Source organism: Serratia sp. TSA_7 (assembly GCF_052692135.1).
Genome location: NZ_JBQZFU010000004.1, coordinates 147,460 through 161,670, shown reverse-complemented (window position 1 = coordinate 161,670; position 14,211 = coordinate 147,460). Strand labels below are relative to the sequence as shown.

The following is a 14,211-nucleotide window of genomic DNA, read 5'->3' as shown; positions in this document are numbered from 1 at the left end:
GGTGGCCTTTTTTATGGAAAAGGGTCAGAAGCTGTTGAGCGCCTTGATCAGCGTGATGCGATCCTGCAGACGTTGTTTTTGCATTGCGTCGTTGCTGTTTCCCCGTTGCTTTTCGAGCGAGGAGAGGGCGGCGTTATAGCCGGCGGCGTCACTGAATAATGCATCCTTAACGTTGATTGATGCCACGTTGGTATAACGGCCGTCATCGGTGGTGGGGACGCGGATGATGCCTTGATTTAACAGACTTTTGACGATCGCCCGCTGGGGTTCATAGCCTTCCATGCCCACCAGTTTCCAGCGCTGCTGCGGCAGCCCCTGATATTGTCCTTTTTTCACTTCCGTCAGATAACGCAGGGTGAGATTGCGGATGGTGCCTTCCTCCTCGCCGTATTGCGCCTTACTGTCGGACAGCACCGGGAAGGATTGCCCCTCCAGCGCACCGCCTTTTTGCGTCAGATGCCCCATGCGATAACTATTCATGCCCAGGCGAATCGGCATCTCGTCGGTAACCGGGGTGCCATCAGCCAGGCGTAAATCGGTAATGCGCGAACCGGCGGGTTGGCGCAGATCGATGCTGTAGGTGATGCCGTCGAAAAAGTCGTTGGTGGAGTATTTGGAGGCGCGACGCGCCGGGTTAAAGCTGTAGGTAACATCACCCGGCTTAAGCTGGTTAAAGTAACCGGCAGACCATTCCATATACTGTTTTAACGCTTTGCCGTTAAGCTGATAAACGGTGATTTCACCGCCGGCGTATTGATAGTTAAACGCGATATCCTTGGCCTTGATTTCACCGACATCGAGTTTGGCGGAGTCATTATCGATTTGCAGGGCGATCACCTGCGCCTGCGGCGCGTAATAACGGGCGGCTTGCTGGAACAGGGCGCTGATGCCGGTATCCTGAATATGCACTTGCGGAATACCCTTGATCTCGTCGGCCGGCACCAGATCGCTGCCGGTCAGCGTCGCTACCACCCGATTGGCATTGGCGCGCAGAATATCGTGATACGGCTGGTAGAGGGCCAGCATGCCGCTGTCGGGTGTGATGCCCTTAATCGGGTAGGTAAAACTGTCTTTATTGATCAGGGCGAACTTGCCGTCGCGCCGTTCAAACTGCAGATCGATGCGCGATAGCGCGCGGCCATATTTATCCGGCTCGGTAATAATGACGCCGTTGACCACTGCCTTGTCGATTTTTACATGCATATGTCCGGCAACGATCGCGGCCAGTTGCGGGTTGGCGTTGGCAATGTCGGCCACGCCGGTGCCTGGCCGCTGGTTTTCGTTATCGATACCCATATGCGCCACCAGAACGATGGCGTCGACCTGGCCGTCAATCTCGTTGATTACGTTCTTCACCGCTTGCACAGGGTCGGTAAAGTTCAGCCCTTTGGTGCGATCGGTGCCTTTGGCAAACTCGGCGGTCATTGGCGTATCCATGCCGATAATGCCGATTTTAACGCCCTGGCGTTCGATAATTTTGTATGCCGGCAGGAACGGCTTGCCGTTATCCCAGAAAATATTGCCCGCCAGCGCGGTGCCTTCAAACTGCTTGAGTGGCGTCGCCAGCACCGGCAGGCCGAAATCGAACTCGTGGTTGCCCATCACCCAGACGTCGTACTTGAGCGCGTTGAAGCCCAGCATCATCGGGCTGATGGCCTCATGTTTGAAGGTTTCGACAAAATTGCCCTGAATGGTGTCGCCGGCGTCAACCAGGATCAGGTTGGGTTGTTCGGCACGCAGTTTTTTAATCTGAGTGGCGATCTGGCTCAGACTGCCTGCCAGGTTTTCGGTATCGCTGGCGTAGTCCCAGGGCACGAAGGTGCCGTGCAGGTCAGAGGTGCCCAGCAACGTAATATTCACCGTTTCCGCGGCGATGGCGCTCCCAGAGAGTCCAAGAACAGAGGCAAAAAGAATTTTTTTCATAAGTTATTGTAGGCCAAAGATTTTTTATACAAGATTCTATTTTGCTACAAAAATGCAACCTTTACGATCAAATAGCTAAAAATAGACTAATATTGGAGAGAGTTTTTTGCTTTTGTGACTGAAATCACTGTGTTCGATTATTGGAAATAAAAAGTTAATTATGTCGCATAATAAGCGCGTAATAATACAATGGCACCGCTTTTAAATTACATTTATTTAACACAAAAATATCATTAAAAAACAATTAAACCATTACGCAACATGACCCTAAGAAAATTATGAGAAATGTGCTGATGAATATGGAAATAATACTAAGATAGGCTTAAATTGTTTCAGATCAAATTAGCCCAGAGTACCTCTTTTGGCCAAGATTTGACCTGTAACCAAAAGTCTAACCCACATCACGCAAAAACCTATTTATTGTGTGGGATTGGGCGAGTATCATCCATGTTGTGATTATGGATGGTTGATCTTGTTGCATTTGTTACCCGTTGTCGGTTTTCAGTGGTGTGCTTGACGTTGGCCCGTGTGGCCTTGCGGTGAGTGTGCGGTTGAAAGCGGAGAAGCTGGATCAAATTTGTTGTGTTTAAGGGCATTCACTGCGGGGCGTTACCGGTGTCTTCGAAAGATGTATTACCGATAACCGCATGTCGGAGTCTTCCTGCGAGGAGCAAGGAGTCAAGATGTTTGATATTGTCGAACTGTCGCGCTTACAGTTTGCTTTAACGGCGATGTACCATTTCTTATTTGTCCCATTAACGCTAGGCATGGCGTTTTTGCTGGCAATTATGGAAACGGTATATGTGCTGTCTGGCAAACAAATCTATAAAGATATGACCAAATTCTGGGGCAAGTTATTTGCGATTAACTTTGCTCTGGGTGTGGCCACCGGTTTGACCATGGAGTTCCAGTTCGGGACCAACTGGTCATATTTCTCCCATTACGTCGGTGATATTTTCGGGGCCCCGCTGGCCATCGAAGGTCTGATGGCGTTCTTCCTTGAATCGACGTTGGTCGGGCTGTTCTTCTTCGGCTGGGATCGTCTGAGCAAAGTGCAGCACATGGCGGTAACCTGGCTGGTGGCGCTGGGCTCGAACTTCTCCGCACTGTGGATCCTGGTTGCCAACGGCTGGATGCAGAACCCGATCGCCTCTGACTTCAACTTCGAAACCATGCGCATGGAGATGCTCAGCTTCTCCGAATTGGTGCTCAACCCGGTTGCGCAGGTGAAGTTTGTGCACACCGTGGCTGCCGGCTACACCTGTGGCGCGATGTTCGTTCTGGGCATCAGCTCTTACTACCTGTTGAAAGGCCGCGATGTTGCCTTTGCCAAGCGCTCCTTCGCCATTGCCGCCAGTTTCGGTATGGCTGCCGTATTGTCCGTTATCGTGCTGGGTGATGAATCCGGTTACGAAATGGGCGACGTGCAGAAAACCAAGCTGGCCGCTATCGAAGCCGAGTGGGAAACCCAACCGGCTCCGGCCGCCTTTACCCTGTTCGGGATCCCGAATCAGGATAAAATGGAAAACTCCTACGCGATTCAAATCCCTTACGCGCTCGGGCTGATTGCGACTCGCTCAACGGACACCCAGGTCACCGGCCTGAAAGATCTGATGGCGCAGCATGAAGTGCGTATCCGCAACGGGATGAAAGCCTACCAATTGCTCGAAGAGCTGCGTGGCGGCAATACCGATCCGGCCGTGCGCGCCGAGTTCAATAAAGCCAAGCAGGATCTGGGCTACGGTCTGTTGCTGAAGCGTTATACCCCGAACGTCACCGACGCGACGGAAGCGCAGATCCAGCAAGCGACCAAAGACTCCATCCCACGCGTGGCACCGCTGTACTTCGCCTTCCGCATCATGGTGGCTTGTGGCGTGCTGATGCTGTTCATTATCGGCCTGTCGTTCTGGAGCGTGATTCGCGGGCGCATCGGTCAGAGAAAATGGCTGCATCGCGCGGCGCTGTATGGCTTGCCGCTGCCCTGGATTGCGATCGAAGCCGGCTGGTTTGTGGCCGAATACGGTCGTCAACCCTGGGCGATCGGTGAGGTGCTGCCGACGGCTGTCGCCAACTCTTCACTGACTGCGGGCGACATTCTGTTCTCGATGGGGCTGATTTGCGGCTTGTACACCCTGTTCCTGGTGGCTGAGATGTACCTGATGTTCAAATTTGCGCGTCTGGGTCCAAGCAGCCTGAAAACTGGCCGCTACCACTTTGAACAACCGACTGCCGCCGTGCAGGAAGCGCGCTAAACAGGAGTCCACGTATGTTTGACTATGAAGTACTGCGATTTATCTGGTGGGCTCTGATTGGCGTACTGCTGATCGGTTTCGCCGTCACCGACGGTTTCGACATGGGCGTCGGCATCCTGCTGCGCATTATCGGCAGAACCGATACTGAGCGTCGGGTGATGATCAACTCTATCGCTCCGCACTGGGACGGTAACCAGGTGTGGTTGATCACCGCTGGTGGCGCGCTGTTCGCCGCCTGGCCGATGGTCTACGCGGCGGCGTTCTCCGGTTTCTACGTCGCGATGATCCTGGTGCTGTCAGCCTTGTTCTTCCGCCCGGTCGGTTTTGACTACCGTTCGAAGCTGGAAAACAGCCGCTGGCGCAACATGTGGGACTGGGGCATTTTCATCGGCAGCTTCGTGCCGGCCGTGGTGTTCGGCGTGGCGTTCGGCAACCTGTTGCAGGGCGTGCCGTTCCACATGGACGAATACATGCGTCTGTTCTACACCGGCAACTTCTTCCAACTGCTGAACCCGTTCGGCCTGTTGGCGGGTGTGGTCAGCCTGACCATGCTGGTGACGCAAGGGGCAACTTATCTGCAGATGCGTACCTCCGGCGAGATCCACCTGCGCGCACGCGCTGCGGCGCAGATCTCCACGCTGGTGATGGCGGTATGCTTCCTGCTGGGCGGCGTATGGCTGGTGAAAGGCATCGATGGGTATGTGATTACCTCGGCGCTGAATACTATGGCGGAGTCTAACCCGATGCGTAAAGAAGTGGCGCATCAGGCGGGTGCCTGGTTGATTAACTTCAACAAGTATCCGGCTCTGTGGGCGCTACCTGCATTGGGCGTGGTGCTGCCGTTGTTCACCGCTCTGTTCTCGCGCTTGCAGAAAGACGCGTTGGCCTTCGTGTCGTCGTCACTGACCATTGCCTGTGTGATCCTGACCGCCGGGGTAACCATGTTCCCGTTCGTGATGCCGTCAAGCACCGTGCCTAACGTTAGTCTGACCATGTGGGACGCGACGTCCAGCCTGTTTACGCTGGAAGTGATGACCGTTGTTGCGGCGATCTTCGTGCCTATCGTTCTGGCGTACACCAGTTGGTCGTACTACAAAATGTTTGGCCGTCTCGACAAGAATTTCATCGAGAACAACAAGCATTCGCTGTATTAAGGATAAGGAGCTAAACCATGTGGTATTTTGCCTGGATTCTCGGAACGCTTCTTGCCTGCGCCTTCGGCATCATCACGGCGCTGGCGCTTGAGCATCACGAAGATTCAAAAGCGCAGCAAGACGGCAAGTGATGAGTTCGTCATTGGCTGACAAGCTGTACGCCATGACTGACAAGGGCCCGGTTCGGGCCCTTTCATTGGTGCTGGCGTTGATTTTGGCGGGCTGTATTTTCTGGGATCCGACCCGCTTTGCGGCGAAGACCAGCTCGCTGGAGATTTGGGAAGGTCTGCTGCTTATTTGGGCGGTGTGCACGGGCGTGATTCACGGCGTCGGGTTCCGACCGCAACGTTCGTTATGGCGTGCTTTTTTTGCGCCACTTCCGGCAATTGTGATCCTGGCCGCAGGATTATTTTACGTTTCTTTATAATCTCCGTTATATCCCCGTGTTATGGGCCATTCCGGCCCATAATTATTTTCGTTCCCTTCTTGTAACCCATTCCCAACCCGATCCGTCTTGCGTATAGTAGCACCGTTAAATTGCATTGCTGGGAAGTAGAGTGAGTAATACGTTGTTTCGATGGCCGGTTCGCGTTTACTACGAGGATACCGATGCCAGTGGTGTGGTCTATCACGCCCGCTATGTCGCCTTTTTTGAAAGAGCGCGCACCGAGATGCTGCGTCACCACAACTTTCATCAACAGCAGCTGCTCAGTGAACATATCGCTTTCGTAGTCCGGCGCATGACGGTGGATTATCTGGCTCCGGCTCGTCTCGACGAACAGCTGGAAGTGCAGAGTGAAATCACCTCAATGCGCGGGGCTTCTCTCACGTTTGCTCAACGTATTGTCAATTCTGACGGAACTCTTTTGAGTCAGGCCGATGTGTTGATTGCATGCATTGATCCACACCAAATGAAGCCGATAGCGCTTCCTAAGTCTATTGTCGCGGAGTTTAAGCAGTGAATGAGATGAACATCCTAGATTTATTCTTGAAGGCAAGCCTGCTGGTTAAGCTTATCATGTTGATTTTGATATGCTTCTCGGTGGCCTCCTGGGCGATCATCATTCAGCGCACCCGCATCCTTAATGCGGCCACGCGTGACGCCGAGGCCTTTGAAGACAAATTCTGGTCCGGTATTGAACTTTCCCGTCTGTATCAGGAAAGCCAGGCACGTCGCGATAGCCTGACCGGCTCCGAACAAATTTTCCATTCTGGTTTCAAAGAATTCGCTCGCTTGCACCGCGCTAACAACCATGCGCCGGAATCGGTGATCGAAGGCGCGTCACGCGCTATGCGCATCTCGATGAACCGCGAGCTGGAGACGCTGGAAAACCACATTCCTTTCCTCGGCACCGTGGGGTCGATCAGTCCGTATATCGGTTTGTTCGGCACCGTGTGGGGGATTATGCACGCCTTTATCGCACTGGGTGCGGTGAAACAGGCCACGCTGCAAATGGTAGCACCGGGTATCGCCGAAGCACTGATCGCAACCGCCATCGGTTTGTTCGCCGCTATCCCGGCCGTTATGGCCTATAACCGCCTCAACCAGCGCGTCAACAAGCTTGAGCAGAATTACGACAACTTTATGGAAGAGTTCACCGCTATTCTGCATCGTCAGGCCTTCTCCAGCGACAGCAAATAAGTAGGAGGTAGCATGGCGAGAGTTCGTGGACGCAATCGGCGCGAGCTGAAGTCCGAAATTAACATAGTTCCGTTGCTCGACGTGTTGCTGGTGCTGTTGCTGATCTTTATGGCAACCGCGCCGATCATCACCCAGAGCGTTGAGGTTGATCTGCCTGATGCCACCGATTCCAAGGCGGTGTCCAGTGACGATAACCCGCCGGTGATCCTCGAGGTTTCCGGTGTCGGTCAATATACGCTGGTGGTGGATCACAACCGCATGGAGTTGTTGCCGCCGGAGCAGGTTGCAGCCGAAGCCAAGTCGCGTTTAGCGGCTAACCCGAAGACGGTCTTTTTGATCGGCGGGGCGAAGGAAGTACCCTACGATGAGATTATCAAGGCATTGAATATTCTCCATCAGGCGGGCGTCGCTTCCGTGGGGCTGATGACCCAGCCAATCTGACCCTAAGGTTAGAGGCAACCCGGTTCCTGTGCTCAGGCGCAGGAACCCCGTATAAGCAACACCAGTTTTTGGGAATCTATTTTGGTAAAGGCAACTGAGCAAAACGATAAGCTGAACCGCGCCGTTATTGTTTCGGTCGTTCTGCACTTCATATTGATTGCCCTGCTGATTTGGGGATCGCTGCAAGAAAACGTCAACATGGACAGCGCCGGCGGTGGCGGCGAGGGTTCGGTTGTCGGCGCAGTGATGGTCGATCCTGGGGCAGTGGTGGAGCAGTACAACCGCCAGCAACAGCAGAGTAACGACGCGCAGCGTGCTGAAAAGCAGCGCCAGAAAAAAGCGGAGCAACAGGCCGAAGAACTTCAGCAGAAGCAGGCGGCGGAACAACAGCGCCTGAAAGAGCTGGAGAAAGAGCGTTTGACCGCGCAGGAAAAAGCGGCGCAGGACGCGAAAGAACAGGCTGAACAGCAAAAGCAGGCCGCAGAGCAGCAAAAGCAAGCGGCAGAACAGCAGAAACAGGCCGCCGAGCAACAAAAGCAGGCCGCTGAACAGCAAAAAGTGGCCGAGAAGGCTGCGGAGAAAGCCAAAGAACAACAGAAAGTAGCGGAAGCGGCCGCCGCCAAGGCCAAGGCCGAAGCGGATAAAGTTGCCAAGGCGCAAGCCGACGCGCAGAAGAAAGCGGAAGCTGAAGCCAAGAAAGAAGCCGCCGCCGCCGCTGCCGCCAAGAAACAGGCGGAAGAAGCGAAGAAAGCGGCTGCCGCCGAGCAAAAAGCGACTGAAGCCGCAGAGAAAAAAGCGGCTGCCGACGCCGAGAAGAAAGCCGCAGCGGAAGCTGAGAAGAAAGCTGCAGCAGAAGCCGAGAAAGCCGAGAAAAAGGCTGCTGCTGACGCCGAGAAGAAAGCGGCCGCAGAGGCTGAGAAAAAAGCGGCTGCTGCCGAGAAGGCCGCAGCCAAGAAAGCCGCAGCGGATGCCAAGAAGAAGGCGGCTGCCGAAGCAGCTGAACAGTCTTCCGACGTGAACAATCTGTTTGGCGACCTGGCGGATGGTAAGAACGCTCCGAAAGGCGGCGGCGCCAAGTCTGGCGGCGCTAAGTCGAAGGGCGACGGTAAACCTGCCGGTCAGGGCAATGCCAAGACGGCAGGGGCCAGTGGGGCTGATTTGGCCAGCTACGGTAACCAGATAAAAAATGCGGTGCAGAATAAGTTCTATGATTGGGACTCATACAAGGGACGTACTTGTACATTGAGAATCAATATGGCTCCTGATGGTTTCGTGATTGGTGTGAAAGTTGAGGGCGGTGATCCTGCACTTTGCCAAGCAGCTGCAGCGGCAGCTCGGCAGGCGAAAATGCCTAAGCCACCAAGTAAAGAGGTTTACGAGGCATTTAAAAATGCACCGATTGATTTTAATCCTCGGTAATGGCTTCTCAGGCAGTGTATGAGATGTTTAAGAATGCTCCCCTTACGTTTAAACCACAGTAATGGTTGTTTGAGCTGAGTAATACCGCAGGGATGTACTAAGGTAACCAACAGGGATTATGTAGTTTTGTTTGCGTTGGTTTGTTAAAATTCTGCTAATTTATCGCAGGCATCCCGCCTGGATAAGGGAGATGAGATGAAGCAGGCATTTCGAGTAGCGTTAGGTTTTTTAATACTGTGGGCGTCCGTTCTTCATGCGGAAGTTCGCATCGAAATCACCCAAGGGGTCGACTCCGCTCGTCCGATTGGCGTGGTACCTTTTAAATGGGCTGGCCCAGGCACGCCTCCGGAAGACATTGGCAAAATTGTCGGCGCGGATTTGCGCAATAGCGGCAAATTCAACCCGATTGACGTGGCGCGCATGCCGCAGCAACCGACCTCCGCGTCTGAAGTGACGCCGGCGGCCTGGACTGCATTGGGCATTGACGCGGTCGTGGTCGGCCAGGTGCAACCTGGTGCAGACGGCGGCTACCTGATCTCCTATCAGCTGGTGGACACTTCAGGTTCACCGGGCACCGTATTGGCGCAAAACCAGTATAAAGTGACCAAACAATGGTTACGTTATTCTGCGCACACCGCCAGTGACGAAGTGTTCGAGAAGCTGACCGGTATCAAGGGCGCGTTCCGTACCCGTATCGCCTACGTAGTGCAGACCAACGGCGGGAAATTCCCGTACGAGCTGCGCGTAGCGGATTACGACGGTTACAACCAGTTTGTGGTACACCGTTCACCGGAGCCGCTGATGTCCCCGGCCTGGTCGCCGGATGGCAGCAAACTGGCGTACGTGACCTTTGAAAGCGGCCGTTCTGCGCTGGTCGTACAGACCCTGGCTAATGGCGCTATCCGTCAGATCGCTTCGTTCCCGCGCCACAACGGTGCACCGGCGTTCTCACCGGACGGCAGCCGTCTGGCCTTTGCGCTGTCTAAAAGCGGCAGCCTGAACCTGTACGTGATGAATCTCGGCTCCGGCCAGATCACGCAAATCACCGACGGGCGCAGCAACAATACCGAACCGACCTGGTTCCCGGATGGCCAGTCTCTGGCATATACCTCCGATCAGGGCGGCCGACCGCAGATTTATAAAGTCAGTGCCAGTGGCGGTGCGTCACAGCGTCTGACATGGGAAGGCTCTCAGAATCAGGATTCTGAAGTCAGCTCTGATGGTAAATTCCTGGTGATGGTGAGCTCCAATAGCGGTGCTCAGCATATCGCCAAACAAGATCTTGGATCGGGAGCCGTTCAAGTTTTAACCGGCACGTTCCTGGACGAAACGCCTAGTATTGCGCCAAATGGCACCATGGTGATCTATAGCTCCACGCAAGGTATGGGCTCCGTGCTGCAACTGGTATCGACTGATGGGCGTTTTAAAGCGCGTCTTCCGGCAACCGATGGACAGGTCAAATTCCCTGCCTGGTCGCCGTATCTGTGATGCATGTGTAAATATGTATGGCAAACTATAAAAGGATCAAAGAAATGCAACTGAACAAAGTGCTGAAAGGGCTTCTGCTGGCACTGCCAGTTCTGGCTGTAGCGGCTTGTAGTTCTAACAAAAGCGCAAACAACGACCAATCTGGTCTGGGCGCTGGCGCTGGCACTGGTACAGAAAACGGCAGCAGCAACCTGTCTTCTGAAGAACAAGCTCGTCTGCAGATGCAAGAACTGCAGAAGAACAACATTGTTTACTTCGGCCTGGACAAGTATGACGTGAGCTCCGAGTTCGCCGAGATGCTGGACGCACACTCTGCATTCCTGCGTAACAACCCGTCTTACAAAGTGACCGTTGAAGGCCACGCGGACGAACGTGGCACGCCGGAATACAACATCGCTCTGGGTGAGCGTCGTGCTAACGCAGTTAAAATGTACCTGCAAGGCAAAGGCGTTTCAGCTGACCAGATCTCTATCGTTTCTTACGGTAAAGAAAAACCAGCAGTACTGGGCCACGACGAAGCGGCTTATGCTAAAAACCGTCGTGCCGTTCTGGTTTACTAAGAGAATCGCATGAACAGTAACTTCAGACGTCACTTGTTGAGTCTGTCGTTACTGGTTGGCGTAGCGGTCCCATGGGCCGCTACTGCCCAAGCGCCAATCAGTAATGTCGGCTCCGGCTCGGTCGAAGACCGTGTCACTTCACTTGAGCGTATCTCCAATGCTCAGGGCCAGCTTTTAAACCAACTCCAGCAACAACTCTCTGACAACCAGCGCGATATTGACTCTCTCCGCGGGCAAATCCAGGAAAGCCAATATCAACTGAATCAGGTTGTTGAACGCCAAAAGCAGATCTATCAACAGATGGATAGCATCAGCCAGGGCGGCGCTCAGAGCTCCGCAGCCGCTGCGGGTGCCGCAGGTGGGGCAGCTGCGGCTGCTTCCACCGACGGCGCTGACAGCGCGTCTGCGGGCGCCTCAGCAGCTGCGCCGGCCAGTACGGGCGATGAAAACAGCGACTACAACGCCGCTGTTTCATTGGCGCTGGAAAAAAAACAGTATGATCAGGCGATCTCCGCTTTTCAGACCTTCGTAAAACAGTACCCAAAGTCTACTTACCAGCCCAACGCCAATTATTGGCTGGGGCAGTTGTTCTACAACAAGGGTAAGAAAGACGATGCGGCCTACTATTTTGCCGTCGTGGTGAAGAATTACGCAAAGTCACCTAAGGCGCCGGACGCAATGTACAAGGTAGGTATCATCATGCAGGAAAAAGGGCAGGCCGATAAAGCCAAAGCCGTGTTCCAGCAGGTGATTAAACAATACCCAACCAGTGCTGCGGCCAAACAGGCGAAAAGTCGCGTTGCCGGTTAGTCAGCAAAAAAATGAGCCCAGAAATTAGTCTATCTGACCGCTTTCTGGGCTCATTCGTGTGAAGAACAAGCAGTTGAACCACTTGTTTTAAAATTTAAGTTGCGCTGCCAAGATAAATTAGTAATATATGCCGCCGTTGCCAAGACAACTTGCAAGATGTTAAAGCAGCTAGGAAATTGGGTCGTTAGCTCAGTTGGTAGAGCAGTTGACTTTTAATCAATTGGTCGCAGGTTCGAATCCCGCACGACCCACCAATTCCTGAAGTAGTAGCAGTAACCACACTAGTGGGTGATTAGCTCAGTTGGTAGAGCATCTCCTTTACACGGAGGGGGTCGGCGGTTCGAGCCCGTCATCACCCACCACTGCTGTGGGTCGTTAGCTCAGTTGGTAGAGCAGTTGACTTTTAATCAATTGGTCGCAGGTTCGAATCCCGCACGACCCACCATTTTTAGATGTGATTACGATGTGGAATCGTAAGGGTGAGAACCGTAAAGGTTCGAGTCTCGCTAAGCGAGACAACATCACGCAGTGATGGCCCGAAGGGTGAGGCTGAAAGCCGAATAATCCCGCACGTTCCACCATTTCAGAGTTGTTTTTCCGCAATGCAAATCCTCGGTTTTGTATTCGTAGTTCAGCAGTAAACCACGTCAGTGGGTCGTTAGCTCAGTTGGTAGAGCAGTTGACTTTTAATCAATTGGTCGCAGGTTCGAATCCCGCACGACCCACCATTTTTATTGCAGCGAGTCTCTCTCCTGCTTACGCGTTTCAGCAGTAAACCACATCAGTGGGTCGTTAGCTCAGTTGGTAGAGCAGTTGACTTTTAATCAATTGGTCGCAGGTTCGAATCCCGCACGACCCACCATTCTTTCCGATACCTCAGCACTTTCCCCAAACCCTGGCATTGCATAACGCACGGATCGTGTGGGTGAGAAGCTGCGTTCAGGTTCGACAAAATTGCTCCGTCAATTTTGGACAGCGCTTGCGCTGGCCCGAAGGGCGAGGCCAGAGGCCGAATCAATCCCGCACGACCCACCATTCTTTCCGATACCTCAGCACTTTCCCCAAACCCTGGCATTGCATAACGCACGGATCGTGTGGGTGAGTAACCTGCGTTCAGGTTCGACAAAATTGCCCAGTCAATTTTGGACAGCGCTTGCGCTGGCCCGAAGGGCGAGGCCAAAGGCCGAATCAATCCCGCACGACCCGCCATGCTTTTCAGCCTGCGCATCGTTTCTATAAACACGCAACTTTCAACTCCTGACAAACTGCACCTACTGCAATCGTCTTTCTTTTGTCGGAATTCAATCCATTAAACTTTATCATCGCAAAAATGAAAATATCAGCGGACTTTTGGCGTGTTTTTAGGTATTTTGTTTAGTATATAAAACGAGTGGTGGTTGCGAAGGGGCATACCCGGGCAGCAGACACCCAGCCTAGCACAGAGACGATTGCAGCGATGAGTGAAATGTTTGATGTCAATGCGGCGGTGTACCCGTTCCCGCCCAAACCGGTGCCGCTGGACGTAGCGGAAAAGGCGTTTTATCGCGAGAAGATTAAAACCCTGCTCAAGCAGCGCAATGCGGTGATGGTGGCTCATTACTACACCGATCCGGAAATTCAGGCGCTGGCGGAAGAAACCGGCGGCTGCGTGGCGGATTCGCTGGAGATGGCGCGTTTTGGCAGCAACCACCCGGCCTCGACTCTGTTGGTCGCCGGCGTGCGCTTTATGGGGGAAACCGCCAAGATCCTCAGCCCGGAAAAGCAGGTGCTTATGCCGACGCTGAACGCCGAGTGTTCGCTGGATCTCGGCTGCCCGGAAGACGAGTTTCATGCATTTTGCGACAGCCACCCGGATCGCACCGTGGTGGTCTACGCTAATACCTCGGCGGCGGTAAAAGCGCGTGCGGATTGGGTGGTAACATCCAGCATCGCCGTAGAGTTGATAGAACACCTCGACAGCCTGGGCGAAAAAATCATCTGGGCGCCGGACCGCCATCTGGGCAACTATGTGCAAAAGCAGACGGGCGCCGATGTGCTGTGCTGGCAAGGGGCCTGTATCGTCCATGACGAGTTTAAAACCCAGGCGCTGATGCGCATGAAGGCCCTGTACCCGCAAGCGGCAATACTGGTGCATCCAGAGTCTCCACAGGCGGTGGTCGATCTGGCCGATGCGGTCGGCTCAACCAGCCAACTGATTCAGGCGGCCAGAACGCTGCCCAACCCGCAGCTGATTGTTGCCACCGATCGCGGCATTTTTTACAAGATGCAGCAGGCCTGTCCGGACAAAGAACTGTTCGAGGCGCCAACCGCCGGTGAAGGTGCCACCTGCCGCAGCTGCGCGCACTGTCCGTGGATGGCGATGAACGGTCTTAAGGCGATTGCCGACGGGTTAGAGCAGGGCGGCGCCCTGCATGAAATCCACGTGGATGCCGCGTTGCGCGAAAAGGCGCTGATCCCGCTTAACCGGATGCTGGACTTTGCCGCGCAGTTGAAAATGCAGGTCAAAGGAAACGCTTAAGTTA

General features: G+C 53.9%; 13 protein-coding genes, 5 tRNA genes and 3 other RNA genes. 20 read left to right on the top strand and 1 reads right to left on the bottom strand.

The features are described 5' to 3' along the window. Positions 1 to 24: 24 nt before the first annotated feature. The gene (locus ACUTQW_RS15820; protein WP_006324111.1) at positions 25 to 1,923 is read right to left on the bottom strand and encodes a bifunctional metallophosphatase/5'-nucleotidase; all 1,899 of its coding nucleotides are present in this window, start codon (positions 1,921 to 1,923) and stop codon (positions 25 to 27) included. 683 nt (positions 1,924 to 2,606) lie between these two features. Here ACUTQW_RS15820 and cydA point away from each other — a divergent pair. The 20 genes from cydA (at position 2,607) to nadA (ending at position 14,207) form a co-directional block, all read left to right on the top strand. After that, positions 2,607 to 4,175, top strand: coding sequence for a cytochrome ubiquinol oxidase subunit I (cydA, locus tag ACUTQW_RS15815; protein WP_004949759.1), 1,569 nt, complete (start codon positions 2,607 to 2,609; stop codon positions 4,173 to 4,175). 14 nt (positions 4,176 to 4,189) lie between these two features. Beyond that, the gene (cydB, locus tag ACUTQW_RS15810) at positions 4,190 to 5,329 is read left to right on the top strand and encodes a cytochrome d ubiquinol oxidase subunit II (protein ID WP_004949760.1); all 1,140 of its coding nucleotides are present in this window, start codon (positions 4,190 to 4,192) and stop codon (positions 5,327 to 5,329) included. Positions 5,330 to 5,346: 17 nt separating this feature from the next. After that, positions 5,347 to 5,460 carry a cytochrome bd-I oxidase subunit CydX gene (cydX, locus tag ACUTQW_RS15805; RefSeq protein ID WP_004949761.1) on the top strand — a complete coding sequence of 38 codons (114 nt, stop codon included), beginning with the start codon at positions 5,347 to 5,349 and terminating at the stop codon, positions 5,458 to 5,460. Then, on the top strand, positions 5,460 to 5,756 hold the full coding sequence (ybgE, locus tag ACUTQW_RS15800; RefSeq protein WP_006324115.1) for a cyd operon protein YbgE: 297 nt from the start codon (positions 5,460 to 5,462) through the stop codon (positions 5,754 to 5,756). Before cydX ends, ybgE begins: the two co-directional genes overlap by 1 nt. Before the next feature lie 130 nt (positions 5,757 to 5,886). Then, the gene (gene ybgC / locus ACUTQW_RS15795) at positions 5,887 to 6,291 is read left to right on the top strand and encodes a tol-pal system-associated acyl-CoA thioesterase (RefSeq protein ID WP_004949765.1); all 405 of its coding nucleotides are present in this window, start codon (positions 5,887 to 5,889) and stop codon (positions 6,289 to 6,291) included. After that, the gene (gene tolQ / locus ACUTQW_RS15790; protein ID WP_006324117.1) at positions 6,288 to 6,971 is read left to right on the top strand and encodes a Tol-Pal system protein TolQ; all 684 of its coding nucleotides are present in this window, start codon (positions 6,288 to 6,290) and stop codon (positions 6,969 to 6,971) included. Before ybgC ends, tolQ begins: the two co-directional genes overlap by 4 nt. A 12-nt stretch (positions 6,972 to 6,983) precedes the next feature. Then, on the top strand, positions 6,984 to 7,412 hold the full coding sequence (gene tolR, locus ACUTQW_RS15785; protein ID WP_004949769.1) for a colicin uptake protein TolR: 429 nt from the start codon (positions 6,984 to 6,986) through the stop codon (positions 7,410 to 7,412). A gap of 81 nt (positions 7,413 to 7,493) precedes the next feature. Beyond that, positions 7,494 to 8,831 carry a cell envelope integrity protein TolA gene (gene tolA, locus ACUTQW_RS15780; protein ID WP_020438644.1) on the top strand — a complete coding sequence of 446 codons (1,338 nt, stop codon included), beginning with the start codon at positions 7,494 to 7,496 and terminating at the stop codon, positions 8,829 to 8,831. 195 nt (positions 8,832 to 9,026) lie between these two features. Further along, positions 9,027 to 10,319, top strand: coding sequence for a Tol-Pal system beta propeller repeat protein TolB (tolB, locus tag ACUTQW_RS15775; RefSeq protein ID WP_004949773.1), 1,293 nt, complete (start codon positions 9,027 to 9,029; stop codon positions 10,317 to 10,319). Between the two features lie 44 nt (positions 10,320 to 10,363). Continuing rightward, positions 10,364 to 10,879, top strand: a complete 516-nt coding sequence (gene pal / locus ACUTQW_RS15770) for a peptidoglycan-associated lipoprotein Pal (protein WP_006324120.1) — start codon at positions 10,364 to 10,366, stop codon at positions 10,877 to 10,879. A 9-nt stretch (positions 10,880 to 10,888) separates the two neighbouring features. Beyond that, entirely contained in the window at positions 10,889 to 11,689 is an 801-nt protein-coding gene (gene cpoB / locus ACUTQW_RS15765) for a cell division protein CpoB (RefSeq protein WP_006324121.1), read from the top strand. A gap of 178 nt (positions 11,690 to 11,867) precedes the next feature. Further along, positions 11,868 to 11,943: transfer RNA gene (locus tag ACUTQW_RS15760), tRNA-Lys, on the top strand. 32 nt (positions 11,944 to 11,975) lie between these two features. After that, positions 11,976 to 12,051, top strand: a tRNA-Val gene (locus ACUTQW_RS15755). 7 nt (positions 12,052 to 12,058) lie between these two features. Then, positions 12,059 to 12,134 (top strand) — tRNA-Lys (locus tag ACUTQW_RS15750). A 14-nt stretch (positions 12,135 to 12,148) separates the two neighbouring features. Beyond that, positions 12,149 to 12,270: non-coding RNA, RtT sRNA (locus ACUTQW_RS15745), on the top strand. Between the two features lie 71 nt (positions 12,271 to 12,341). Then, positions 12,342 to 12,417 (top strand) — tRNA-Lys (locus tag ACUTQW_RS15740). 58 nt (positions 12,418 to 12,475) lie between these two features. Next, a tRNA-Lys gene (locus ACUTQW_RS15735) sits at positions 12,476 to 12,551 on the top strand. Between the two features lie 43 nt (positions 12,552 to 12,594). Beyond that, positions 12,595 to 12,724, top strand: a non-coding RNA gene (locus ACUTQW_RS15730) — RtT sRNA. Between the two features lie 43 nt (positions 12,725 to 12,767). Next, a non-coding RNA gene (locus tag ACUTQW_RS15725) (RtT sRNA) lies at positions 12,768 to 12,898 on the top strand. A 247-nt stretch (positions 12,899 to 13,145) separates the two neighbouring features. Further along, a complete protein-coding gene (gene nadA / locus ACUTQW_RS15720; RefSeq protein ID WP_037430405.1) occupies positions 13,146 to 14,207 on the top strand; it encodes a quinolinate synthase NadA in 1,062 nt (353 codons plus the stop codon). Positions 14,208 to 14,211 lie beyond the last annotated feature (4 nt).

Excerpts from the sequence above, each read along its gene's own strand:
- ACUTQW_RS15820 (WP_006324111.1), bottom strand. The coding sequence starts at position 1,923 with ATGAAAAAAATTCTTTTTGCCTCTGTTCTTGGACTCTCTGGGAGCGCC.
- cydA (WP_004949759.1), top strand. The coding sequence starts at position 2,607 with ATGTTTGATATTGTCGAACTGTCGCGCTTACAGTTTGCTTTAACGGCG.
- cydB (WP_004949760.1), top strand. The coding sequence starts at position 4,190 with ATGTTTGACTATGAAGTACTGCGATTTATCTGGTGGGCTCTGATTGGC.
- cydX (WP_004949761.1), top strand. The coding sequence starts at position 5,347 with ATGTGGTATTTTGCCTGGATTCTCGGAACGCTTCTTGCCTGCGCCTTC.
- ybgE (WP_006324115.1), top strand. The coding sequence starts at position 5,460 with ATGAGTTCGTCATTGGCTGACAAGCTGTACGCCATGACTGACAAGGGC.
- tolR (WP_004949769.1), top strand. The coding sequence starts at position 6,984 with ATGGCGAGAGTTCGTGGACGCAATCGGCGCGAGCTGAAGTCCGAAATT.
- tolB (WP_004949773.1), top strand. The coding sequence starts at position 9,027 with ATGAAGCAGGCATTTCGAGTAGCGTTAGGTTTTTTAATACTGTGGGCG.
- pal (WP_006324120.1), top strand. The coding sequence starts at position 10,364 with ATGCAACTGAACAAAGTGCTGAAAGGGCTTCTGCTGGCACTGCCAGTT.
- cpoB (WP_006324121.1), top strand. The coding sequence starts at position 10,889 with ATGAACAGTAACTTCAGACGTCACTTGTTGAGTCTGTCGTTACTGGTT.
- nadA (WP_037430405.1), top strand. The coding sequence starts at position 13,146 with ATGAGTGAAATGTTTGATGTCAATGCGGCGGTGTACCCGTTCCCGCCC.